We start from the raw sequence: 23,884 nt of genomic DNA, 5'->3' as shown, positions 1-23,884 counted from the left end.
ATAAGATTAGTTGCGTGGTTAAGCACTAAAATTAGCAAATATAAACCGAATAGAAAATCCGCGAGGATTTTCGTAAGTAGGCTCGTACCAAGCAATTAATTTTATACGTTGTTGTGTGGCGTATTTTTTTTCAGATGTTCAAAATCCGAATTCGTTAATATTTTTATTTTACAGTTCTTTTTTACATTCAAATCGTGAACCTTTTGGATTTTTGACCAGCCAAAATCTGCTCCGATAATAACATAGTCTAATTTACTACTAATCCCAGATTTTATTATTCCACCATTTTCCTCAATAAAATTCTTTGCAGTACGTCTGTCAGTCGTTATTTCTCCTGTAAAAATGAATGCTTTGTCTTTAATTTCAATTTTTTCGATTTCTCCTTTGTCAAGTGAATATTCTTGAACGTAGTCAAGATTTTGATTTTTGACTTCCGCTGTTTCTTTTTTACGTTTTATTTTTTCTTTAACTTCTTTTTCGCTTAAAGTTCTTACTAAACTTTCATAATCTGGATAAAGTTCGGCAAGCTCTCCAAAAACGTAAGCACAAACTTTCGCATCTTCTTCAGGATTATGTTTGTCGATATATTCAATGTCAAATTTGTCCGCTAATTCAGATAACTTTTTTGGATTTCCTGATTTTTCGGCAAGTTGCATTGTGTCTAAATACTTAATTTCGTAACCTGAAATTTTATAATGTTCAAAAAGATTTTTTAAAACACTTAAATCCATACTTGCATTATGGAACACAATTAAGTTTTGATTAAAATATTTTGAAAGTTCAGATTCCCAAAGTTCATCGAAAGCCATTGCATAATCAACGTCTTCGGCAGTAATTCCGTGAATTCCAATATTCCTACTTGAAAACTGTTCCGATTCGGGTGGTTTTATGTAAAAACTTGTTTGATAAGCAACTCTGTCATTTTTTATAAATACCAAACCTAAAGCACAAGCACTAATTCGGTTTTGGTTTGCAGTTTCAAAATCGATTACAATATGGTCAAATTTGCTGTCAAAATATTCTGGGAAACTATGAGGATTTTTAAATTCCGATGTCGCTGTTTTTTGCTTTATTGCTCTTTCGTATTGAGGTTTAAATTCAATTCCGTTTGACTTTGCTTTTTCGTACCATTTTTTCAAATGAGGTGCAAAAGTCAATTCCACAAAGTTGTAGAATAGAAATTCATTTTCGGTTTGAGGATTTATTCCGCTGACTGAAATTTCAATCGGATTTTCTATTTTTTCTTTTTTCTTGAACCAATTAAACATTGTTTTTTCCTTGATTTTAGTTGGTTGGTCATATGACACACAACGGTTTTGTGTATGATTAGTGGCGTGTTTAAGCACCTAATTTAGCAAATAAAAACCTAATAGAAAATCCGCGAGGATTTTCGTAAGTAGGCGAGAACTAGCCATTAATTATACACGTTGTTGCCACACGTTTTTATTCCGCTGTTCTTGGTTTATTTCGTGTAACTATTTCCTTTGCAATTTCAGCGATTCGTTTTGTTTCTTTTATATAAGCAAACTCAATTAGTTGCTCTAAAATTTCGTAGGCATCTAAAACATCTTCGGTTGCAACATTTCCAACGTGACTTCCTTCGTTTCCAATTATTTTTAATGCCAATAAGTGATTCGCTATGTTTTTATTTCTTTTTCCATAATGTTCTATTCTCTGATGTAGAACTTTAAATTTATGAATTTTTCCAGCGTTTGTTTTTTTCCATTTAGGTGCTTTTAAATCATCTAATATTAATTCGATTGAGTTTCTTATTCTGTTCGCACAAGAAGATAAATCATCGAAATAATTTGAAAAGGATAAATTTATTTGTTCGGATACATTCGCAGGAATTTTATCAGAAAGTTTAAATAATCTCAAATTTGGATAAAAGTACTTTGGAAAGTAATCTGAAAATCGGTCTTCGACTAATTGTCCGTCTGGTAATTCTTTTCCGTAAACTATGTCCTTTAAACATTGTCCACTTATTGTTACTAATTCTTTACAGTCCGCATTTTTACATTGTAGAATTCCGCTGAATACGTGTTCAATTCCTTGGTCATAATTGTAGTATTCCATATGTTTTCCTGTTGGTGTGATTTTAGTCAAAATTCCATTCAGGTCTAATATTCCTACATTACAAGTCGGACAAGGATAACTTTTCGGATTGTTATTATTAAAGTTTCTTCTTGTCCAAATTTCTCTATTCATAGGGTTTCTCTCAAATGTGTGGCAACGGTCGGTGTAAGAAACGTTGCGCTTTCTGGGCGATTCATTATCCCGTTACACAACCGTAAATTAAATGTATTGAAGCTAAAAGTAGCAAAAAGCGAGCAATGTTTTTTACACTTTGTTACAGCTAGTTTGATTTTCATATCCGCCTATCAATTTGTTCTATCCTAAAATGATTGTCATGAATGGTCAGACTGGTGAGAATAACTAATCAGGTTACAGTTTTACAATCCCAATGCGAAAGAATCAAAATGCTTGCAGCAAAAAGTCCGACCGTACAGGACAATCACCTTACAATACTGCTGATTAATGAGCTGAAAGGAATCAAGTTAGTTACCATTAACAAAGTGTAGCTTTTAAATATGTTGAGTTAAGCGATTTAGTATCAAATTATCATTTAAGCATCAGAACGAGTTGAAAACAGTTTTAGCACTCCGTATCCTAATGTGAGTTAATTTATCCAAGTGCAGATGCGATTAATATTTAAGTATCAAAGAATCAAAATGCTAAAAGCGATAATGAATCCAAGTGTTAAAAACGATAATGTATCTCAATGTGTTGATTGCGTTAGATTATAATATGATAAATCTGAGTAGGATAGAAGCGATACTAAATCCTCTAATCCATTTGTTTTAATCATCAAAGAGGTTTTTAAATCAAAATAATCCGTTTGCAACGCACAAAAAACATTAAAAGAGCCAAGCTAAACAACCTGATTTATTGTCAAAATCTCCTTATGACGTTGCTGCTGTGAAAATTAGCTGTAACGTTTAGTATATGAAAAGTAGGCGATTTCGAAGCACCGAACTTTCGGTTAAATACAAAGTTTGAAATGAGCTAAAGCCCTTAATTTTAGTACTATTTCGCCTATTTTTTATATACATTGTTACCTGCTGTTATTTTTAATCATCTTTTAGTTTCAAATATTTTGTCGGCACATTATCAGTCAACCAAACTCCATTTTCCGAAATATAAAATTCAATTTTGTCATTGTACATTTTCTCCGCTAATATCTCAAATACTACGGGCTTTCCGTGACGCTGTCCTACCTTGATTGCTGTTTCAGTATCACTACTCAAATGAACGTGCTGTCTGTTCCGCTTTTCAAGTCCTTTTTTCAAAATAGATTGAACTGATTTTTCGCTTGTTCCGTGAAAAAGTATTTCAGGTGGTTTTTGATTTTTATAGCCTAATTCGATTTCTACGGAATGCCCTTGACTGGCTCTTATCTTGTCAAATTTGTCATTAAAAGCAAATCGTTTTTTTGAATTAGTGGCAACTATATGATTTAATGTTTCTCGGTCAAATTGAATTCCGTATTTGTTTGATTTATCAATCAGTTCATTAATGTCAACCCATCCATTTTGGTCAATCTGAATGCCAATTGTTTCAGGTTTATGTCTTAATACCAAACTTAAAAACTTGCTTATATGCGTTTGTTGTTTTTCGCTAATCATTTTTAATTAAGTCGCAGTTAAACCAATCCACAAATAGCAAATGGAATTCCTTGTTGATTTTTAAAATTTCGCTTGTCGTCTTTTCGTTCCATTGTGAAATGCAGAGTTCAACTACTTTTCCACCATTAAGAGTTCCAAAATATATTGTGTTTTCTGTTGTCAATCCGAATCCGCTTGAGAGTATTTCTCCGTTTATTATTACTTGTCCAATTGAATTAGAATTCAATAGATTTTGTATTTCATTGAAATCGATTGATAAGTTAGCCAACCCGATCGTTTTTCTCGTGTGGCAATTTTTGAACAAGGTGTATTCTTCACTCTTTTTAGAATGATTTTCCCAAATCTCTTTAATAGCCTTTAATTCTTCTTCTATTATGGGAAGTGAATCGATTTTCAAAAACTCCTTTTGTCTGTAGTCATCTTCGTGAATACTAATGTCAAACTCAGAATCTTTTGTTTTTGTATTGGTTTGAGGAAACTCATTAGATATTGTTGGTGTAGTGAACCAAATATCATTCGGGTTCATTCTTTCCACTTTTCTCATTTTTAACGTTAAGCTCTTGGATTGAAGAAAATCCCTTGAATGTGCGGGAATTGCTTCTTCAATTGACCAATCTTCATCATTTAAATGCATTGTTGTCTGAATTTCAAATGTCTCGGGAAGCTGTTCTGGTGGCATTTCTGAAACTCCAATGACGTTTCCGTTTGACGAATCAATAAATTGAACCTTTATCGCATTGCTTTTTCCGAATATTTTGTCAAATAATCCCATTTTGTTCTCGGTTCATTTTTAATAGCAGGTAACGTTTATGTATAAGAATAGTTGCGGGTTTGTATGCGAGGATTTTCCGAAGGAAAATCAGACGTTACAAACACGCAACGACCTTTGATTAAGCACTAAGCCGCAATTATTTTTATACGGTGTTATATGCAGGTTTTAATTCAGCGTTGTTAATTTAATTGTGTTTTTATTTATTTTCAAAACTTTAAATCTATATCCATAAACAAATTCTTTTCTGTCATTTTTATTTTCTCCGTTTATGAATAAAATCAAATTTCCATTTACAATATCAAATCTAAAATCATATTTGGTTTTCGAATTCTTAAGACAATAATAGTCGACTAATTTTTGGTCTTTTTTAAATTTCAAAAAACAATTTTCTTTGGACTTGTTTTCTAATCTCGTTAAAGTATAGATTTTGTCTTTTTCAATTTTATGAATACTGTTATCATATTTCCAAAGTCCAATTAAAAGTTCATTTTTTTCAATATTGAGTTGTTTTCGTTTTTCTTCTAATTTTATTAAATAATTACCGAAAATTTCTTTTTTCAGCTCCATAAAATTTGATTCTTCCCAATTGCAAAATTTATAAATCTTGATTTGTTTTTCGTCAATATTGAGAGTATAATAATTCACATAGGAACTTGTCCATTTTTCAGCACAACCGTCTTTAAATTCAAACGCTTTGGTCAGAAATTTGTCAATTGAAGAAATATTGATTTTAGTCAATTCAGTTTCGGATTGTTCAAGTTGTTCATTGTTAGGAATAGAAATTGTTGCGATTATTTTGTTTCCATTTTTCACAAATTTCATTTCCTCAACAGTATAGTATTCATCTCCATATTGATATCGAATAGTGAGTTCTTTGAATTCGTTTTTCAGTTGCAAAGTGTCGTTTGTGCTAAAGGCGAAAGTCGAACTCAACGATAAAATAAATAATATTGTAAATATTGTATTTTTCAATGTTTTTGTTTGAAGTTCGTTTTTCCCAACTTGCATATAACGTGATTGTGTATGGTTAGTTGCGTGATTAAGCACCTAATTTAGCAAATAAATCACAGATAGAATATTCCGCAGGAATGTTCGTAAGTCGGCAGTGACCAAGCAATTAATTATACACGGTGTTACCTGCTGTATTTTATTCTTTATTCCGAATATAATATTTTCACAGCTTTGTCAAATTTTATTGGAAAATTATATATCGAAGCGATTTTTGTTCGTTCAGGTCCTAATTCAGCAGGATTCCATTCATTAGGTATTAATTCCGCTAACCTTAAAGCCTCCGAGTTTAATTTATCGTTCTCGCTTTTCATAATTTTGGGCTTCTCAAGATTTCCAGTGCTATCAATTTTTATCGAAATCCAGACTGTTCCTTTTTCGTCCGTCAATATCATATTCGAGTATATAATTTTGGGAATACTGTCAAGTCCGTATTTAAATTCCGCACGATACTCAATCGGGTCAATTATTCCGTCCATTTCATATTGAGCTGATTCATCAGTCAGTTCCGATTTTTCTTTATCGGTCTTACAGCTTAAAATCAGAAGTGGAATTATGAATATTAGCAGTTTCTTCATATTGCAGGTAACGTTTATGTATAAGAATAGTTGCGGGTTTGTATGCGAGTATTTTCCGAAGGAAAATCAGACGTTACAAACATGTAACGACCTTTGATTAAGCCAGTAAACCGCAATTATTTTTATACGGTGTTAGCAAATCGTTATTTGACAGTTTCCATAAATTTATCAGCACTTTTTTCATCTTTAAATTCTTTTTTTATATTACCATCTTCATCAACTAACATATAATAAATTTCTCTCCCTTTATCTCTTATCTCGCTTCTGCCAATTAAGAAAAGACCTTTGTATTTACCATTATGAATGTATTCGAAATAATTCCCAGAGAATAATCCACTCCATTTTCCAGTCTCAATGTTGACTTTTACAATCATAGATTCTGTAACCCATCTTTCAACGCAGAAATATAAATATTTCTTATCTAGAGATAATGTTGGGTTTATAATGTTAAAAATTTCATAGGAATTATCTAATCCATCTTTAAAAGGCTTTTTATCGGTAACTAGTTTTTCAGTAAAGTCATCAATTGAAACAAGCATTATTTTCTTTCTACTATAGTTTTGTTGTGCTCCACTTTCCTTGATGTTTCTTATAAATAGTATGTTTTTGCCAAGGTATATTGGGTTTTCATCATTTCCGTTAAAAGTAATTTGCTTTTGCGTTCCATTATTATAAATGATAAATATATTGCCATTAGTTATTTTTACATCTTTAATTTTCTTTTTCAAGCTTTGGTTGATAGATTTTTCTTGTCTATTTTTATCTAAAATTTTTGATGAATTATCACTTAATAAATCACTTTCGCTAATTATTTTCCATTGATTATTTATCTTTCTAAAAATCAGATAACTAGAATATTCATTGCTTTCGTCGTTAATATTTACTCTTTTTATAAATTCACATTTGACTTTGTCGTCTACTTTGTTTGTAACTATCTCTCCTAATATTTCTTGAGTAAAGTCTTGGTTTTTTTTATAAAAATCTAATTTGTCTGAAATACAATCATTTTTCGTTTTATTAACATTGTAGTATAAAATGGTATTATCATACATAGAACTCAATTTTTCAATATTTTTAGAAGAAATTGCGCTATTCCATTTAATAACTAAGTCATCAAAATTGGTTTCTTTATTTTGATTATTACAGCTAAGTAATGAAATCATAAAAATAAATGCTATTCTAGTAAATTTGATTGTTCTCATATTTATTTTTCTAATGTTTGCTAACGTGTTTGTATATGGAAAGTTGCGTGTTTGCGTGCGAGGATTTTCCGAAGGAAAATCAGACGTAGCAAACGTGCAACGACCTTTTGATTTAGCACAACACTAGCAATTTTTTATATACGGTGTTGGCATTAGTATTTTATTTTCATATTGAATTTATTTTTTCAGAAGTCAGATAGCTTGTTAGCAAATCTTTTTTCTTCGAATTTTGTCCAAAATCTGACATATTATTAAAATCTATTTTTAAAACTTTATTATTTTTTAGAAATATCTTTAACTTGTCTGTACCACGTCCTGTCTGTAATTTCCAATTTTCAATTTCAGATATAGAAATTACTTGATTTTCTGTTTTTGTTAATAAAGGTTTTTTATCCCATTCAACTTTTATTAGTTTCTTCTCCTTTTTTATTTCAATAATTAAAGTTCCAGTAAATATTAAAAATAAAATAAAAGAACAAATAAGGTGAAAACCTACGATAATTAGATATTGATTATTAAATCCTATAAATTTCAAAACATATGCTTGAATAGGTATAGAAATTAAATATGCTATTCCTAAAGGAATGACTGATAATGTCTTTACACTTATTTTATTATTTTCGATTTTTTTCGTCATATTAATGCCAACGTTTATGTATAAGAATAGTTGCGGGTTTGTATGCGAGGATTTTCCGAAGGAAAATCAGACGTTACAAACACGGAACGACCTTTTGATTAAGCACTAAACCGCAATTATTTTTATACTGTGTTGTGTGTAGTGCTTTTCTACTACCATATTTTCCAAAATGGTTTTTTACTCTTATCCTCAATATTTTCTTTTTCTGGTTTATGGTACTTTTCGATAATCTCAAATACTCGTCCATAATTGTAATCGATATTGTCAACTGTTTTTTTCCAATTGATATTTAAGATTTCAATTCGTGTGTCGATTGAACCATTCCATTTTGTTTTAAATCCATTATCAGTTAAAACACTAACAATTTTTTCGGCAACTTCTTTCGCAAGTTCATCATCACGATTATAACTATCAAAACCTATAAAAAGCATCTTTTCTTCCGCAATTGCTCTTTCTAAATCCTGTGTATGATAATAGCAATATCCTTTGGCACTAATTCCGATTTCTTTCAGTTCAGCAATAATTTCAGAACAATCTTCTTCTCCGTCGCTTTTCGTATAACCAGCTCTGTGAAGAGAAACTATTTTATTTTTATTCAGTTCATCGAAGGATTTTACCAATCTATCAAAATCGGTTGGTTTTTCCCATTTTAGACTTTCAGCTTGATGTTTTTTTAACCTGATGTCGATTTCTTGTTTTAACCATTTTTCATCGAAATCACTTTCGTCATAAAACATTTCACTTATACTTTCAAGTAAATCATCTCCATTTTCAAACCCAAAAAGTATATCCTTTTCAAGTTGTTCAATTGCTTCGTCTTTGATTTCTTGTTTCATATTTTATCGTAGTTCGCCGTTTTTTTTGCATTACACACAACGGTCTCGTATAACCGTCAGTTACGGGTTTAAAGTTACTAATTTTCGGTTAAGAACTGGCGTTAGCAATTCCGAGTGGATTCGGACGTAGTCGAATCCGCCGTAATTGCGGTTATACATTGTTGGCTGTAGTTTTTTATTTTCCACAATCTTTTTCCTCAACTTTTTTAAAATATTGTCTTTTCATTTTTCCTTGAAAATTTGCTGGTGTTTTTCCTGCTGTTCTTTTGAATTTTGAATAGCTACCGATTTTCAAACTGTCAGTCATTCCCTCTTTTTCTATTAATTCGACCAACTCGTCATATTTTTCCTTTGTTATTGGAAAATTAGAAGTCAGTTTATTGTTTTTTATTAAGTATTTGTTAATTCCAGAATATCTGCTTTTCGGATAATTAATTGTGTCGTATGTCATAATTAGAGTGTCTCCGTTGATTGTCCATTTCCCATATGAATTGTCATTCATAAAATCTCCGTAAAAGTTCATAACAAAAGTACTGTCACAATTTAGGTTCAGAGTTTTTAGAAAACGTCCGTAAGATGCAAAATTTGATTTGTATGTTCCGACTATTTTATTGCTTGAACACGACGAAATAATTAATAGTAGAATTAAAATCGGAATAGTGGTTTGTTTTGTCAAAGTCAATCGTTTTTTATTCAATTCCAATATAATTCAGTTTGTTAATTCATAAAAGCTGTAATTAGTTAACCATATGTTTCATTTAGTCAACGAGATTCTCAAATTACAGCCAACGGTTTTGTGTATGGTTAGTTGCGTGTTTAAGCAACTAATTTAGTAAACAAAAACGAACGCAAGAAAATTCCGAAGGAATTTTCCAAGTAGGCAACGACCAAAGCAATTAATTATACACGGTGTTGGCAACAGTTTTTAATTTTCGGTTCAATTCTTTTAATGACATTGATTGAACAATGTTTTTAGCATTTCCAGAAAAAACTTCGTCTTTGTCTAATTTTAAAATCAGTCGGTCGGAATTTTGTTCCAAGTCCAATAATGAAACGTTTTTTTGTATTTCCACAAGTTTTAAATCAAACCGTTTTTTCAAAATAATAATTCCATTGGTGTTAATTAATTCAAAACCAGAAAAGTCGATTAATCGCTTTATTCCGTTTAAGAACTGAACTCCTAAAATTCCGAGTCCAATCATACCTAAATCAATTACCATAGCAAACAAGCTAAAATCATTTTCACTAAAAAATGAGCCAATTAGTCCAATTATTCCAAAAAGTCCAACTATGCAAAATAAAATTCCGAAGAAGCCAGCAACAATATCGATTAGTATTGCCTTAAAAGTCCGAGTTACTTTTAATGAACTTCCGATTTTTTCTACTTCAAATCCTATGTCTTTTAAATGTTCGAGATTTTCAATTTCAGACATTTTTTTCTTAATAGAGTTTTCTAAATCACTTGTGTTTTCAATTACATTCCTGCGATTCAGTTCCTTTTGTAAATTCAGTTGAGCTTGAAATGTCAATTTATTGTGCATTCCGTAAAGTTCAATTAATTCTTGGTCTGTTTTTTCTTGGTACATAGTTTCTCTTAAATTGTTGCCAACGTGATTGTATAAGATTAGTTGCGTGATTTAAGCACTAAATTTAGCAAATAAATCACAGATAGAAAGTCCGCGAGGACTTTCGTAAGTAGGCTAGAAACTAGCAATTAATTTTATACGGTGTTGCCAACAGTATTTTATTTTCCACAATGTTTTTTAAATTCCGATTTTGCCATTTCATCCCCTAATTCCATTGCCTTTTTATATTGCTCACAAGCCAATTCAATATTTCCATTCATTAGCAAACAAGAACCTATCATATAGTAATTATCAGCAGGTTCAGAATCATTTTTCAAACTGTTATTAAAGTCAGAATAAGCTTTTTTGTAATCAAATAAGTCATAATAAACCAATCCGCGATTATAATATATTTCGGTACTTGGCACATCGAAAAGACTTTTCTCGATAAAACTATTCGGTTTGTAATCGATTGTTATTAATTCTCCTCCTTTGGTTTGAAAAGCTAAATCATAAAATTCCTTTGCTTTTTTCAGATTTCCTGTTTGTCGATAACTATTTCCTATGTTATAAATAGCTAGAGTATTTTTAGGGTCTAACTCCAACACTTTCTGATAGTCAGAAATCGCACTTTCATATTTTTTTAAACTCGATTTATAAGTTCCACGATTAATGTATGCTCCAAGATATTTAGGGTCTTTTGCGATAGCTTGATTTAGAATTTCAATTCCTTTTTCAAACTGTCCAATTTCGTCATATTTTTCAGCCTCTAATAATAATTCTTCAGCCGATTTCCCACAACTCGACAAAAGTAAAATTGAAATAATTGATATGATGGTATGATGTATTTTCATATTGTTGGCAACGGTGCGGCTAAGCGTAGTGCGGTAGTAAGGAAACTTTTCGTTTCCGTCTTCGCACGAAGCTAAAGCTTTTGGTTTAGTTTTATTTTTTCTTGTCCAAAGCTAAATCCCAAAGATTTAGCGACATCATAAATATACACAGACCTTTCGGATTCGCACTAAAGTCCGCATTACGTTTAGGCATTGTTGGCAACTGGCTTTATTCCATTAAAATTAATTTTTAAAATCTATTACCCCGTGGTCTAAGTAAGAGAGCATTAATTAACAATAATGCATAAAAACTAAAAAGAGATGTAATTTGTCCAATAAAATTTATAACAATTACGTTTAAATTTTTTTAGATAAAAACTTTTTTATGACAAAAATTTCAAATTTATTCTTATTGTTTGTTTTGATTTCTTGTTCTTCTGAAACTTCGGATAATGAAAGTGTCACAGAGACTCCTGAAGATGAATTAGAGTTGTCTTTGGATTTGGAAAGAAATATTTTTGGAATAGATGAAAGAATTATAATAAATGCCTCTTCAGATGAAACTCTAAGTTTGGGATGTATTGGTTCCGATTTTTTTAATCCAGATGTTAGTCAACTAACGAAGTGCGTAGGTATTGATAATGACAATCAATTTCAAGTAAGTTTTAGTTATCAAACAGTAGGTATTAAAACTTTTTTCATTGAGGCACAAACTCAAGATGGTAAAGTAAGAAGATTGGAAAGGCAAATTCAAGTCGATTCGATTACTAATTCGGTTAGAATATCAAAGGTTACTCTAAACACGTACCCAAACAAAGGAAAGTCTTTCGATCCAGGTTTTTCTGATACCGATCCTGAACGGCTAGCGGATTTATATTTCCAAATAAATAAGAGATATGTAGGAATAGATGTGAGCAAGGAAAATCCTTCATATAAACATGTCGATCTTCCAATTTCAGAGGTACATGAAAATGAAAGCAGTTTTGAATGGAATTATGAAAGTAACGAATTATTATTTAGTGTAGATAATGTATTGTATTTTGAATTATTTGATTTAGACGGAGATCCTACTACTTCTGAACATTTAACCAATTGGTTTTTAAATTTTGCGGACTATGTTAGTGAAAAGCCTAGTCAGATAAATATTGACAACTATGGAGGTAGTGTTAAAGTAACCTTTGAACTTGACTGGAATTAGACATTTTTTTTAAATAGTATTTGTTTTTCAGCTTGTTGCCAACGTGTTTGTGTATGATTAGTTGCGTGATTTAGCACTAAAGTTAGTAAATAAAAACTACATTTAAAGTCTGCGAGAACTTTCGTAAGTAGTTAATAGACAAGAAATTAATTATACACGGTGTTGTAAGTAGTGCTTTTTTCATTCAGCTTTTTTTTCCGATGTTTCTTATTTATTTCGGATTGAGCGTTGGCAAAGACATACTCTTTTGCAATTTTTGGCGTAGCGTTGGCTGAAGCGAATTGCAAATGTGTATGGCTTTTAGCGTTGGCATTATTCAAACAAAATATTAAATAATTTCCAATTTTCAGTCAGTTTTCCAGGCGTATATTCATAATCAAATTTTACTCCGTATTCTGCATTTGGTTCACTAACTCCGTTTACAGTCGGTTCAAGAAGATACTTTTCGTTATTGAAAAAGTACCATTGGTTATTCTCCAAGACAACAAGTCCGCCAATGTAATTCCCACCATTTTCATTCAATTCTTTTAGTTTGTTGGCAAGTCCTTCTGCACGTCCTTCTGGATTTTGTGCTGTTTGTCCACTTTTTGTATCGAAAATTCCGATACGTCCATCTTTAAATTTTAAAATCCAGTCAGGATAAAAAAGTGCTTCTTCTTTTTTTGCTGTGTTGTAATATTTTAGAGAATAGAATTCTTTTCCAGAATCTCCATTTTTAAACCACCAATCTAATTTACTTGCTTTTGCTTCGAGGTATTTTATAAATAATAACTCGTTTATTCTACCATTGTATTCTTTTTTTAAATAGAAAGGCTGAACAACACTTAAAGCAGATGTTCCTTCTTCATTAGTTAATTCTGCATAATCTTCAGTAAATGTATACTCTTCTTTAACTTCAAAAAGTGGTGCTTCTCGTTCTTCAATATCTTTTTTACGCTTTTCAAGGTATTCTTTTTTGATAGGGAAGTAGTTCTTTAAAGTTTTGGTCAAAGCACGTCTAAAAATGCTTGATTGCTCTTTATTTAAATCGTTTATTAAAATACGATAGTATAAATTACTGTTTTGAGCAAAAACACTCTTGAACCACACTCTAAATGCTGATTTTAAGGGCGACCAAGAACGAGAAATGTTGGAAACTTTTGCTTCTGTTTCTGTTTGTTCTGAAAGTAATTGATAGCAATAAAAATTAAATAGTTTTTCTACATCATTTCTTGAAATTTCATAATCTTCTTCGTGGCCTTTTCTTGCAAAATCTAAATTGATTTTATCATAATCCGAAAACTCTGCATCTACAATTAATTTATTTGTTACTGTAGGATTTATGTCGATACCTTTAGCAATAATTTTATCTTTCATTATTGCAGGATGGTCGGTTTCGTCAAACCCAAAAAAGTTATCAAAAGACTTTAAGAAACTTACTTGAAATTTTACTGCGTGACCTAAATCGCCATAGTCTATGCGAGAAACAAAGTCAGAGTAAAGACCTTCAATATTTTCAACATTCTCTCTACGTTTTGATGTATGAATAAAAGGCTTGTTTTTAACACCTTGGTCTGGGATTTCAACATCATTTCTTTTATAATTGGTAAACAAATAACCTGTTCGCAGATTTGGATTATTTTTATAATCATCTTTAGAATTTGGCTCTGGCATTCGCAAAATCCTACCGATTGTTTGCGTATAAAATGAAGCCGAACTTATTTCTCTGAACATTACTAAAATGTGTGCTCTTGGACAATCCCAACCAGTTCCAGCAGCTTGTTTAAAAAGCATAAAATCTACATCACTTTCATTGTGAGTAATGAATTCCATATTTTTCTGCTTTCCGTCAAACCATAATGCAACATTACGTTCAACGTCAACTTTCTTTTTTCTTAAATAATCTAATACAACTTCTTCTTTAGTTTTTTGTCCTGAATCTTTTAATTTACTGTCGTCATTTGGCAATTGGATTAAAACCAAGGGATTAATTTCCTTGCCAATTTCATTAAATTCTGCTTTAAGCTCTATTTGTCTTTCGATTGCCAATTCTAAAAGTAATTCGTCTAAATCCTTGTTTTGATATTTTTTTAAATCTTCTTCGGTTTGAACAGCAATCTTTTCTTTAATCAATCCTTCTTCTACAACTTCTTGACGATTAACTCTTACATAAGCAGCAATACCTTCGTCTTCTTCATCTCTATTTGGAATGTACTTTGGTGTTGCTGAAACATTTAAAATGACTTTAGGGTTGATTAAGTCGATAATGTTTTGAGCTAAAGCGGTTTTACTACTTATGTGGCTTTCATCAATAATTAAAATGATTTCTCGACCTTCGTTGTGAGTATTCTCGATTATATCTTCAAAATAATAACCTTGTTCTTTAAGTAATACTTCATTGTTTGGTCGTCTTAAAACTCGATTATCTGCACTTGTAGAAACCAATTTTTGCCAATTGATAAAAAGCACGTCATTTTTGTGAAATTTCCCTTGTTTAAAATCATTTATCGTAAGTAATCCATTTTCAAGGTTAGAATCAAAGTACTCTTGAAACTTGTCTTTACTTTGCATTGCAAGGTCGTCAGAAAATGTTATCCAAATAAACGATTTATCATTATCCCAAGTAGGAAGAGCGTTAAGACCATTTATAAAATTACAAACCATAAATGTTTTACCACTTCCAGTTGGTGATTTAAAAACCAAATGCCTTTGAGGCTCTGTCTGTTGCCAAAGTTTTTGGAAACTTGCTGTTAATTTATCTATTGCTTTCTTTTGAAAGTCTAATGGACTGAATCGGCTCATATGGTAACTATGTTATATATTTTTTTGTAAATTTCTAAAATTGGTTGTGGAATTGTTTTAATCGTAACGTGGTCTAAATGGTCAAACAGACTTTCAAATTCACTTCTATTTCCCCAACTAAAAAGATACAAAGTGATTGGTTTCTTTATTTTTTCCACCTTATCTAAAAAGGCTTCCATTTCGGTCAATTCTTCTTTAAAATAAATTGCGGTTGCTCTTTTTTTGTTTTCAAAAAATTGAAAGCATTTACTTAATTCTATTTCTTCTAATGTGTTTTCTGCAATAGAAAGTAAATAACCTGCCTTATGAGCTAATGAAAATTTATCTTCATCTGTTGCAGAAAGAATATTGTTCGCTCCAACAAAATCTGTCTTGTAGTATTTTAAAGAATTTCCAAGACCTTCTATAGTTTCCTCTTTTCTATTATCATAACCTTTTATAACTTTTGAAACTCTTGGATAACATACATCGTCAATTATTTTTCCGTCTCCATTATTATCTTCATTATTAGTTGATAAAATGAATTTAATATTTTTGTTTTCTTCTTTATTCAATTCTAAAACTGCTTGAGCAGTTGTGCCAGAACCAGCAAAAAAATCCAAAACAGTAAAATCATCTTTAAAGTATGAAACTGATTTGATTAATTTTTTTATCAGGTTAACTGGTTTTGAATAGCTGAAAGGTCTATCCTTATCGAAAATATTTTTCAGTAGTTCGTAAGCATCTTCGTTTGTAGCTTTTATGTCTCTACCATCAATAAAGGAAGGCATTGCTTTAAAAGAAGTATTGTTAGTCCTAATTACTCTTGGTTGAAAATTAATAGTATTGACCAAAACTTCGGTTTCGTTATCTATTTCATCGTCTAAAAAGCTTTGACTCCAAGTGAAAGGTGCTTTTAGTGTGAAACTGTTTTTTATAATTCCGTCCTTTACTATTATATCTTCTTGCAGTTCAGTTGATGTTGTTCCTTTACCATATTTACCTGCTTTATATGTACCGTCTTTTAGTTTAGTTTGAACAAAGTTTTCAGGGAAAGTAAGTTCTTTAACTGCATTTGTTCTTTTAACAATAGGTTGAGATTCACTATTGTTTGTTTCGCCACCAAACAATTTAACTCCACTTTTTTTACTATAAACAAGTATGTATTCTGTTAAACTTACCAATGTGTTTGAAAGAAAAGAGCCTTTTCTTTTTTTAAACCAAACAACATTTCCAATAAAATTTTGTTCGCCAAATACTCTATCGCATAAAAGTTTTAATTGTGCAAACTCATTGTCATCAATAGAGATATAAATTAATCCTGTGTCAGATAATAAATCTTTAGCTAACTCTAATCTTTTGCTCATAAAAGAAAGCCAATAACTATGTCTCAATGGATGGTCTTTTGGAACTTCTGTACCATCTGGATATTTATCTAAAACACGTTTGTCTTTATATGTAAATCCATCAGAACCTGTATTATAAGGTGGGTCAATATAAATAAGGTCAATTTTATTTTTATGTGTATAATTTAAACAAGTTAGTGAATGATAATTGTCTCCTTCGATTAAAATATGGGTTGGTTTATCATCATCGATTTTAATAGCTTTTTCTTTCACTTCTCTTAAAACCGGCAATTGGTTTTCGCTTTCTTCTTCAAATGCTTCTGGCACATCTAACCAAGTAATTCCGTATTTTCCAGTTTTGATTCTGTTATTGGCAATTTCCAATTTCTTTTTTAATGCGTTAATTTCAGCATTCAATTTTTTTTCCGTTGCCATTAATTATTCTCTTTGTTAGATATTATTAATTCTTTTATGTCCACATCCAAAATATTTGCAATTTCCATTAGGGTTTCCAAACGTGGTTGTTGTCGGTTTTGTGAATAAGCATTTACCATATTGTAACTTTTTCCAAGTTTTTCAGCCAACCAAGTTTGTTTGATTCCTTTCTGTTCCAACACTTCCTTTATTCGGTTCATTTTAGACCTTTTTTTTCAGCCACTAAAATAGTCAACTATTTTAATTTATCTCAAAAAATTGTGTAAAAAGTGTGGGTATTCTGTTTGTGTGTGGCTGGAAAAGGCAAGCTCTTTTTATTTTTTGAGGTACGAAAAAAATGAAATGTGCTTGACTGTGCGGTTGGCTTTTTTAGTTCAAATGTTCAATTTTAGCTCGTTTTTCGCATTACTTACAACACTAGTATAACAATAAAATTATCAAGAAAATTATAGTTATTTCGTTTATAGTTGCAATGTACTATTTTTCAACAATGAATCCAAAGGACTAGTTATTGTTTTGTTGTTAATTTCGATTGTTTTGGTATAAACTTCTGTTGTTTTGGGTGAATTGTGTCCTAACATATTCTGTAAATGTCTCATACTTACATTGTTTTCAATACAATGTGTTGCAAAAGAATGCCTTAAGGTATGTACTGTTGCCCATGGATTAGAATCTGTTTCTTTTACTGCTTTTCTAAAAATAGCTCGAATACTTCCAGCACTATATTGATCACCCGACTGACCTTCAAATAACCAATACGAAGGTTTGTATTTTTTATAATAGTCGCGAAGTAATAAAACTAAATGTTCTGATAAAATGGTTTTTCTATCTTTTTTTCCTTTACTATCTTTTATAAAGAGATAGCCGTCGTTAGAATGGACATCTACAATACGGAGGTTTATTAACTCAGAAATGCGCAAACCAGAACTATATATGGTATGCAGGATCGCGCGATGTTTTATATTTTTTGGATGTTGTATAATTTTGACAACTTCCTCTTTACTTAATACATTTGGTATATTTAGTGCTTTTTTAGGTCTTTGAATATCATAATATTCTCTAGGCATTTTTAGAGCATGTTCGTAATAACACTTAATAGCATTAATTAACTGATTTTGATAACTTTCGCTAATTTTATTTTTAGTAATAAGCTCATAGACAAATCCTTCTATTTCATCTTTAGTGATTTCAATAAGATTACGTTGCATAAACTTACTTAGAAATACACGAAACATTTTTTTATAAACTTGTATACTAGAACGACTGTACTGTTTTAAAACCAAAGCCTTTTCTAAAAGATGTAGGGCATCAATACCATTGGTATTTAAAGCAACTGTGGGAATAGGAGTAGAGGTAACGCTTTTTTCAATTTTATAATTCCCGTTGCATAAAGTCTTTAATTGATTTAAGTTTTCGGTTGTATTAATTATAGACCATAATTTCTGATTTGGGTGCCAAAAACTTCCATTTAATTTTTTAATTGCTTCTCTTAACTCCAATGATTTATAAGGAATATGTATTTTAATACGTTTAGCACCTTTAAGTGGTTGGTAAATAATTGGCTGCATATAGAAACTAGGCTTTTAATTAATAAAAATACTAAAAAATATAGTTTGATTTAGTGCTTATTGTTAATAATCGTATTTTAACCGTTAAAAACGAATATATTTAAATAGCTTAAAATCAATTTAATAATCTAGTTTTTTGTTTGGTTTTTTAAAATAATATGATATGAAATGTAAAATATGTAATAAACAAGTTTTGGGTAGAAGTGATAAATTATTTTGTTCTATTAAATGTAAAAACTACTATCATGTTAACTTAAGAAAAGCAACGGCATTAGTTGTAAAAGAATTGGACACCATTTTACATAGAAACAGAAGTATACTTTTGGAGATTATGGGTAAAAAAAAAGGGCAATGTAAAATAGAACGTGTTGTGCTTGAGAAAAAGAAGTTTAGATTCAAATACCACACGCATCAAAATATTAATAGCCAAGGAAAAACTTATCATTATGTATATGACTTTGCCTGGATGGAATTTTCTAACGATGAAATCTTGGTAGTGAGGCAGCCTTTAAAAACAAAAAAATAATTTTAAATTTGCAAAATCATCAATTTATACACATAACACTAAAATATAAAGTTTTTGACTGTAGATAATGAGGGATGTCTTAATTTATAAAAATACAACAGCACAAAGAAAAAGTTTTAATATACAATTAAGTGCATAAAAACCAAAAGGACAAAATCTTTTAAATTGATTTTGTCCTTATTAGTATTAAAAAACTTTAATATTAATAAAAAAGTTTATTCCTCAACCAAAACCCATTCACCTTTCGCTATTAAAGGTTCGGCTTGTTTGTACTTTAAAGTTTTGTTTTCACCATTCATAATGTGCTTGATAGTTACACGATCGTTACGTCCAATTTTTGGTTTATCACGCACAATAGTTTCAACCACTTCTTGCTGGCGTTGTGTGTTACCGGCTGCTCTGTTTTGTGCAGAACGCTCATCAAGATTAGGGATTTCTTCTTTTTCTATATTCAGTTTTTCCTGCTTTCTTGCTCTTGCTTCTTGAATAGTGTCTTGTGTTTCTTGAGGTAATTCACCTTTAAATAAGAATGAAATAACATCTTTATTCACTTCGTCAATCATGGCTTTAAACAATTCGAACGACTCAAACTTATAGATTAATAAAGGGTCTTTTTGCTCATGTACCGCCAATTGAACCGACTGTTTTAGCTCGTCCATTTTACGTAAATGCGTTTTCCAAGCATCATCAATAATGGCAAGTGTAATGTTCTTTTCAAAATCGTTAATTAATTGCTTACCGTTAGTTTCATAAGCTTTTTCAAGATCTGTAACTACATTTAAACTTTTAACACCATCTGTAAATGGAACAACAATACGTTTAAATTTATCACGTTGCGTTTCATATACATTTTTAATAACAGGAAAAGCCATATCTGCATTTCTAGCCATTTTATCTTTGTAATGATCAAAAGCAGCTTTGTATATTTTTGAGGTAATCTCTTGAGCCGAAAGTTTTCCAAATTCCGCTTCAGTAATAGGCGAACTCATTGAGAAATAACGAATCAATTCAAACTCGAAGTTTTTAAAATCGTTAGCACCTTTATTAGTTTCAGCAATGCCTTCAGATGTGTCGAAAATCATGTTTGCTAAATCGACACGTAAACGTTCACCATTTAAAGCATTGTAACGACGCTTGTAAACCACCTCACGTTGCGCGTTCATAACATCATCATATTCTAATAATCGCTTACGAACACCAAATTGGTTTTCTTCAACTTTTTTCTGTGCACGCTCAATAGATTTAGAAATCATAGAATGCTGAATCACTTCGCCTTCTTTTAATCCCATTTTATCCATCATTTTAGCAATACGCTCCGATCCAAATAAACGCATTAAGTTATCTTCTAACGAAACATAAAACTGTGAGCTTCCCGGATCTCCTTGACGACCAGCACGCCCACGTAACTGTCTATCAACACGACGCGAATCATGACGCTCTGTACCTACAATGGCTAATCCGCCAGCTTTTTTAACTTCTTCAGATAATTTAATATCGGTACCACGACCAGCCATATTGGTTGCAATGGTTACCTGTCCTGCATTACCAGCTTCGGCAACAATATCGGCTTCACGCTTATGTTGTTTTGCATTTAAAACGTTGTGCGGTATTTTACGAATGCTTAGCATTTTACCTAGTAACTCAGAAATCTCAACAGACGTTGTTCCAATTAATACCGGACGGCCAGCTTGCGATAGTTTTGTTACTTCTTCAATAACCGCATTGTATTTTTCACGTTTGGTTTTATAAACTAAATCTTCTTTGTCATCACGAGCAATAGGGCGGTTTGTTGGTGTTTCAAGAACATCTAACTTGTAGATTTCCCAGAACTCTCCTGCCTCAGTTAATGCTGTACCGGTCATACCAGATAGTTTACGGTACATTCTAAAGTAATTCTGTAAGGTTACCGTTGCAAACGTTTGTGTGGCATCTTCAATTTTTACATTCTCTTTTGCTTCAATGGCTTGGTGTAAGCCATCAGAGTAACGACGACCATCCATAATACGTCCCGTTTGCTCATCAACAATCATGACTTTATTGTCCATCACCACGTACTGCGTGTCTTTTTCAAATAAAGCATAAGCTTTTAGTAATTGACTTAGCGTATGGATACGCTCAGATTTAATACCAAATTCTTTAAATAAATCTTCTTTAAGATTGGCTTCCTCTTCTGCCGAAAGTCCTTTTTCTTCTATTTTAGCAACCTCAATACCAATTTCTGGTAAGATGAAGAAATCTGGGTTGTCTTTTCCAGAAATATATTCAACACCTTTATCGGTTAACTCAACTTGATTATTTTTTTCTTCAATCACGTAATACAAATCCGCGTCAATCTTTGGCATTTCGCGGTTGTTGTCTTGCATGTAAAAGTTTTCAGTTTTCTGTAAAAGTTGCTTAACACCTTCTTCAGATAAAAACTTAATTAAGGCTTTGTTTTTAGGAATACCACGATATACTTGTAAAAGTTTAAAACCACCTTCTTTAGTATCACCATCCTTAATTAATTTTTTAGCTTCTGCTAAAACACCTGTTAAATATTTGCGTTGTACCGAAACAATATCGTCAACTTTAGGTTTTAATTCTGTAAACTCATGGCGGTCACCTTTTGGAATTGGACCAGAAATGATTAACGGTGTACGCGCATCATCAACTAAAACAGAATCTACTTCATCTACAATAGCATAGTGGTGTGGGCGCTGTACTAAATCGTCTGGCGAGTGTGCCATGTTATCACGTAAATAATCAAAACCAAATTCGTTATTTGTACCATATGTAATATCGGCATTATAAGCTTTTCTACGTGCATCAGAGTTTGGTTGGTGGTAATCAATACAATCTACACTTAAACCATGAAACTCAAAAATAGGAGCCATCCACGCGCTATCACGTTTTGCTAAGTAATCATTAACAGTTACTAAATGTACACCTTCACCAGATAAAGCATTTAAATACACAGGTAAGGTAGCCACTAAGGTTTTCCCTTCACCCGTTTGCATTTCGGCAATTTTACCTTGGTGCATCGCAATACCACCAATTAACTGCACATCATAATGTATCATGTCCCAGGTAATAGGTTTTCCAGCGGCATCCCAAGAATTTGCCCAAACGGCTTTGTCGCCATCTAAAACTACGTTTTCTTTCTCTCCAGAAATAATTCTGTCAAACTCATTTGCAGTAACAGTAATCGATGTGTTGTTTGTAAAACGTTTTGCTGTTTCTTTTACCACAGCATAAGCTTCAGGTAAAATGTCGTTTAAAACGTCTTCTGTAATTTTATATGCTTCGTCCTTTAAACCATCAATTTGCTCATAAATGTCTTCACGTTTATCAATATCTTCAGTAGCTTCAGCTTCTTGCTTTAAATCAGCCATTTGCTTGGTAACTCCTGCATTTGCTTCGGCTATTTTCGCCTTAAACTCAGTTGTTTTAGCTCTTAGCTCATCATGACTTAAAGCTTCTAGAGCAGCCTCGAAAGTTTTAATTTTATTAACTAATGGCGATGCCGCTTTTACGTCTTGCTTGGCTTTATCGCCAACAAATATTTTTAATACAGAATTTAAAAAACTCATGAGTGTAATTTTATATGTTTTATCTAGGCTTGTCCTAGGTTTATGTTGTTACTGTTAACGCCCTTTTAAAAGGCATTCAAAGATACATTTTGTTAAGCATCCTTGCACAATTTAGAACAAAAAAAAAGCCTCAAATCGAGACTTTTTAACTATTCTTTATGCTTTATTTAATATTCATCTTCATTCCAGAGGTAATCCTCATCGGTAGGATAGTCAGACCAGATTTCTTCAATAGAGTCATAAGAGTCTCCTTCATCTTCAATAGATTGTAAGTTTTCAACAACCTCTAAAGGTGCTCCTGTTCTAATAGCGTAATCTATTAATTCGTCCTTTGTTGCTGGCCAAGGGGCATCACTTAAATAAGATGCTAATTCTAATGTCCAATACATTTCTTTGTGTGTTTATTTTTTGCAAAAATAATTTTTTAGTTTAAACAGACAAGAAAAAAATGAATTATTTAATCATTAATTATAAGAACGTATCTTTTTGTACTCTAAACCCTTGCAATTATTCCTGCGGGTTAATAATATGTAGCAAACTTAATTTAGTGGTCACTTCTAGTAATTCCAATATTTTTTCAGAATTGTATCAAAAAGTGGGCGTTACCACAAGGGTCGGGCTTTTCGCTATATCTTTTCTGCCGAAAAAGCAAAAAAGGATGCCGCTGCAATCCCTAACGCAATTCACGTTTTCAATTCAAAATCAAGTTAAATAAGAAACTTGAAAAGATTCGAGTAAGCACTTCAAGCTTTTTTAATTCTTTTCCGGAACCCACTTAATTTCATTCGCTTGCAAATCAAATGACAACTTTCGTGCCAATACAAAAAGATAGTCAGAAAGACGGTTTAGATAGGTTAGTGCATTCGCTTCAAAAGGTTCTATTTCATTAAGTGAAGATGCTAAACGTTCCGCTCTGCGGCACACACAACGTGCTATGTGACAGAATGACACCGTTTGATGCCCACCAGGAAGCACAAAATGCGTCATTGGGGGTAGCGCCTCATTCATACTATCCATTTCTTGTTCTAATAGCGCAATATCTTTTGCAGAAATCTTTTCTATGTTTAAACGTTCTTTTCCGTTTTTTAAAACAGCTTTTTCTGGATCGGTAGCTAGAATAGCCCCTACTATAAAGAGTTTGTCTTGAATGTTAATAATTAAATTTTTATAATGCTCATTAATATCTTGGTCGCGAATTAAACCCAAATGCGAGTTTAACTCATCCACCGTGCCATAACTTTCAATTCTTATATGGTGTTTTGGTACCCGAGTACCACCAAATAATGCGGTAGTGCCTTTGTCACCTGTTTTAGTGTAAATTTTCATACCACGAAGTTATAGTATTTTTAAGAGTTTTACAAAGAC

Annotated in this window: 21 protein-coding genes; 2 read left to right on the top strand and 19 right to left on the bottom strand. The window is 31.5% G+C overall.

The window, feature by feature from the left end:
* Positions 1–101: 101 nt before the first annotated feature.
* The 12 genes from SJY43_RS15355 to SJY43_RS15300 all read right to left on the bottom strand — a co-directional run bounded on the left by SJY43_RS15355 (position 102) and on the right by SJY43_RS15300 (position 11,138).
* On the bottom strand, positions 102–1,307 hold the full coding sequence (locus SJY43_RS15355) for an exonuclease domain-containing protein (protein WP_396601622.1): 1,206 nt from the start codon (positions 1,305–1,307) through the stop codon (positions 102–104).
* 136 nt (positions 1,308–1,443) lie between these two features.
* Complete coding sequence (locus SJY43_RS15350) at positions 1,444–2,106, bottom strand: DUF4145 domain-containing protein (RefSeq protein ID WP_396601621.1); 663 nt, start codon at positions 2,104–2,106, stop codon at positions 1,444–1,446.
* Positions 2,107–3,131: 1,025 nt separating this feature from the next.
* Positions 3,132–3,683, bottom strand: coding sequence for an RNA 2'-phosphotransferase (locus SJY43_RS15345; RefSeq protein WP_396603422.1), 552 nt, complete (start codon positions 3,681–3,683; stop codon positions 3,132–3,134).
* Positions 3,679–4,458, bottom strand: coding sequence for a hypothetical protein (locus SJY43_RS15340; RefSeq protein ID WP_396601620.1), 780 nt, complete (start codon positions 4,456–4,458; stop codon positions 3,679–3,681). Before SJY43_RS15340 ends, SJY43_RS15345 begins: the two co-directional genes overlap by 5 nt.
* Before the next feature lie 165 nt (positions 4,459–4,623).
* Entirely contained in the window at positions 4,624–5,466 is an 843-nt protein-coding gene (locus SJY43_RS15335; protein WP_396601619.1) for a hypothetical protein, read from the bottom strand.
* A gap of 146 nt (positions 5,467–5,612) precedes the next feature.
* Entirely contained in the window at positions 5,613–6,044 is a 432-nt protein-coding gene (locus SJY43_RS15330; protein WP_396601618.1) for an energy transducer TonB, read from the bottom strand.
* Positions 6,045–6,187: 143 nt separating this feature from the next.
* A complete protein-coding gene (locus tag SJY43_RS15325; RefSeq protein ID WP_396601617.1) occupies positions 6,188–7,246 on the bottom strand; it encodes a hypothetical protein in 1,059 nt (352 codons plus the stop codon).
* Positions 7,247–7,412: 166 nt separating this feature from the next.
* Positions 7,413–7,883, bottom strand: coding sequence for a hypothetical protein (locus tag SJY43_RS15320; protein WP_396601616.1), 471 nt, complete (start codon positions 7,881–7,883; stop codon positions 7,413–7,415).
* Positions 7,884–8,035: 152 nt separating this feature from the next.
* Positions 8,036–8,719, bottom strand: coding sequence for a DUF6891 domain-containing protein (locus SJY43_RS15315; RefSeq protein ID WP_396601615.1), 684 nt, complete (start codon positions 8,717–8,719; stop codon positions 8,036–8,038).
* A gap of 175 nt (positions 8,720–8,894) precedes the next feature.
* Positions 8,895–9,395: a hypothetical protein gene (locus SJY43_RS15310; protein WP_396601614.1), complete on the bottom strand. Its 501-nt coding sequence runs from the start codon at positions 9,393–9,395 to the stop codon at positions 8,895–8,897.
* Positions 9,396–9,615: 220 nt separating this feature from the next.
* Positions 9,616–10,305, bottom strand: coding sequence for a hypothetical protein (locus SJY43_RS15305; protein WP_396601613.1), 690 nt, complete (start codon positions 10,303–10,305; stop codon positions 9,616–9,618).
* Between the two features lie 158 nt (positions 10,306–10,463).
* A complete protein-coding gene (locus SJY43_RS15300; RefSeq protein ID WP_396601612.1) occupies positions 10,464–11,138 on the bottom strand; it encodes a tetratricopeptide repeat protein in 675 nt (224 codons plus the stop codon).
* Between the two features lie 364 nt (positions 11,139–11,502).
* On the opposite strand from SJY43_RS15300, the gene SJY43_RS15295 reads away from it, so the two are divergent.
* Complete coding sequence (locus SJY43_RS15295; protein ID WP_396601611.1) at positions 11,503–12,315, top strand: hypothetical protein; 813 nt, start codon at positions 11,503–11,505, stop codon at positions 12,313–12,315.
* A gap of 312 nt (positions 12,316–12,627) precedes the next feature.
* Here the strand turns inward: SJY43_RS15295 and SJY43_RS15290 are convergent, their stop codons facing one another.
* The 4 genes from SJY43_RS15290 to SJY43_RS15275 form a co-directional block, all read right to left on the bottom strand.
* Complete coding sequence (locus tag SJY43_RS15290) at positions 12,628–15,096, bottom strand: DEAD/DEAH box helicase (protein ID WP_396601610.1); 2,469 nt, start codon at positions 15,094–15,096, stop codon at positions 12,628–12,630.
* A complete protein-coding gene (locus SJY43_RS15285) occupies positions 15,093–16,856 on the bottom strand; it encodes a site-specific DNA-methyltransferase (RefSeq protein ID WP_396601609.1) in 1,764 nt (587 codons plus the stop codon). Before SJY43_RS15285 ends, SJY43_RS15290 begins: the two co-directional genes overlap by 4 nt.
* The gene (locus tag SJY43_RS15280; protein WP_396601608.1) at positions 16,856–17,056 is read right to left on the bottom strand and encodes a helix-turn-helix domain-containing protein; all 201 of its coding nucleotides are present in this window, start codon (positions 17,054–17,056) and stop codon (positions 16,856–16,858) included. Before SJY43_RS15280 ends, SJY43_RS15285 begins: the two co-directional genes overlap by 1 nt.
* A 261-nt stretch (positions 17,057–17,317) precedes the next feature.
* Positions 17,318–18,424, bottom strand: a complete 1,107-nt coding sequence (locus tag SJY43_RS15275; protein ID WP_396601607.1) for a tyrosine-type recombinase/integrase — start codon at positions 18,422–18,424, stop codon at positions 17,318–17,320.
* 163 nt (positions 18,425–18,587) lie between these two features.
* Here SJY43_RS15275 and SJY43_RS15270 point away from each other — a divergent pair, with 163 nt between their 5' ends.
* Positions 18,588–18,950 (top strand): hypothetical protein, encoded by a 363-nt coding sequence (locus tag SJY43_RS15270; protein WP_396601606.1) that lies wholly within the window; start codon positions 18,588–18,590, stop codon positions 18,948–18,950.
* A gap of 215 nt (positions 18,951–19,165) precedes the next feature.
* Here SJY43_RS15270 and secA read toward each other — a convergent pair whose 3' ends face one another.
* The 3 genes from secA to SJY43_RS15255 form a co-directional block, all read right to left on the bottom strand.
* Complete coding sequence (gene secA / locus SJY43_RS15265; RefSeq protein WP_396601605.1) at positions 19,166–22,519, bottom strand: preprotein translocase subunit SecA; 3,354 nt, start codon at positions 22,517–22,519, stop codon at positions 19,166–19,168.
* Positions 22,520–22,686: 167 nt separating this feature from the next.
* Positions 22,687–22,908 carry a DUF2795 domain-containing protein gene (locus SJY43_RS15260; protein WP_019387375.1) on the bottom strand — a complete coding sequence of 74 codons (222 nt, stop codon included), beginning with the start codon at positions 22,906–22,908 and terminating at the stop codon, positions 22,687–22,689.
* Between the two features lie 364 nt (positions 22,909–23,272).
* Positions 23,273–23,845 carry a cob(I)yrinic acid a,c-diamide adenosyltransferase gene (locus SJY43_RS15255; RefSeq protein ID WP_396601604.1) on the bottom strand — a complete coding sequence of 191 codons (573 nt, stop codon included), beginning with the start codon at positions 23,843–23,845 and terminating at the stop codon, positions 23,273–23,275.
* Between the last annotated feature and the right edge of the window lie 39 nt (positions 23,846–23,884).

Origin of the sequence: Algibacter sp. R77976 (assembly GCF_044594645.1) — a bacterium.
In the GTDB taxonomy this organism is placed as follows: domain Bacteria; phylum Bacteroidota; class Bacteroidia; order Flavobacteriales; family Flavobacteriaceae; genus Algibacter_B.
The sequence above is the reverse complement of the archived record's forward strand: the minus strand, read 5'-3'. Positions and strand labels throughout refer to the sequence as shown.

Excerpts from the sequence above, each read along its gene's own strand:
- SJY43_RS15340 (WP_396601620.1), bottom strand. The coding sequence starts at position 4,458 with ATGGGATTATTTGACAAAATATTCGGAAAAAGCAATGCGATAAAGGTT.
- SJY43_RS15330 (WP_396601618.1), bottom strand. The coding sequence starts at position 6,044 with ATGAAGAAACTGCTAATATTCATAATTCCACTTCTGATTTTAAGCTGT.
- SJY43_RS15280 (WP_396601608.1), bottom strand. The coding sequence starts at position 17,056 with ATGAACCGAATAAAGGAAGTGTTGGAACAGAAAGGAATCAAACAAACT.
- SJY43_RS15325 (WP_396601617.1), bottom strand. The coding sequence starts at position 7,246 with ATGAGAACAATCAAATTTACTAGAATAGCATTTATTTTTATGATTTCA.
- SJY43_RS15275 (WP_396601607.1), bottom strand. The coding sequence starts at position 18,424 with ATGCAGCCAATTATTTACCAACCACTTAAAGGTGCTAAACGTATTAAA.
- SJY43_RS15270 (WP_396601606.1), top strand. The coding sequence starts at position 18,588 with ATGAAATGTAAAATATGTAATAAACAAGTTTTGGGTAGAAGTGATAAA.
- SJY43_RS15260 (WP_019387375.1), bottom strand. The coding sequence starts at position 22,908 with ATGTATTGGACATTAGAATTAGCATCTTATTTAAGTGATGCCCCTTGG.
- SJY43_RS15300 (WP_396601612.1), bottom strand. The coding sequence starts at position 11,138 with ATGAAAATACATCATACCATCATATCAATTATTTCAATTTTACTTTTG.
- SJY43_RS15255 (WP_396601604.1), bottom strand. The coding sequence starts at position 23,845 with ATGAAAATTTACACTAAAACAGGTGACAAAGGCACTACCGCATTATTT.
- SJY43_RS15320 (WP_396601616.1), bottom strand. The coding sequence starts at position 7,883 with ATGACGAAAAAAATCGAAAATAATAAAATAAGTGTAAAGACATTATCA.
- SJY43_RS15285 (WP_396601609.1), bottom strand. The coding sequence starts at position 16,856 with ATGGCAACGGAAAAAAAATTGAATGCTGAAATTAACGCATTAAAAAAG.
- SJY43_RS15295 (WP_396601611.1), top strand. The coding sequence starts at position 11,503 with ATGACAAAAATTTCAAATTTATTCTTATTGTTTGTTTTGATTTCTTGT.
- SJY43_RS15315 (WP_396601615.1), bottom strand. The coding sequence starts at position 8,719 with ATGAAACAAGAAATCAAAGACGAAGCAATTGAACAACTTGAAAAGGAT.
- SJY43_RS15335 (WP_396601619.1), bottom strand. The coding sequence starts at position 5,466 with ATGCAAGTTGGGAAAAACGAACTTCAAACAAAAACATTGAAAAATACA.
- secA (WP_396601605.1), bottom strand. The coding sequence starts at position 22,519 with ATGAGTTTTTTAAATTCTGTATTAAAAATATTTGTTGGCGATAAAGCC.
- SJY43_RS15290 (WP_396601610.1), bottom strand. The coding sequence starts at position 15,096 with ATGAGCCGATTCAGTCCATTAGACTTTCAAAAGAAAGCAATAGATAAA.
- SJY43_RS15305 (WP_396601613.1), bottom strand. The coding sequence starts at position 10,305 with ATGTACCAAGAAAAAACAGACCAAGAATTAATTGAACTTTACGGAATG.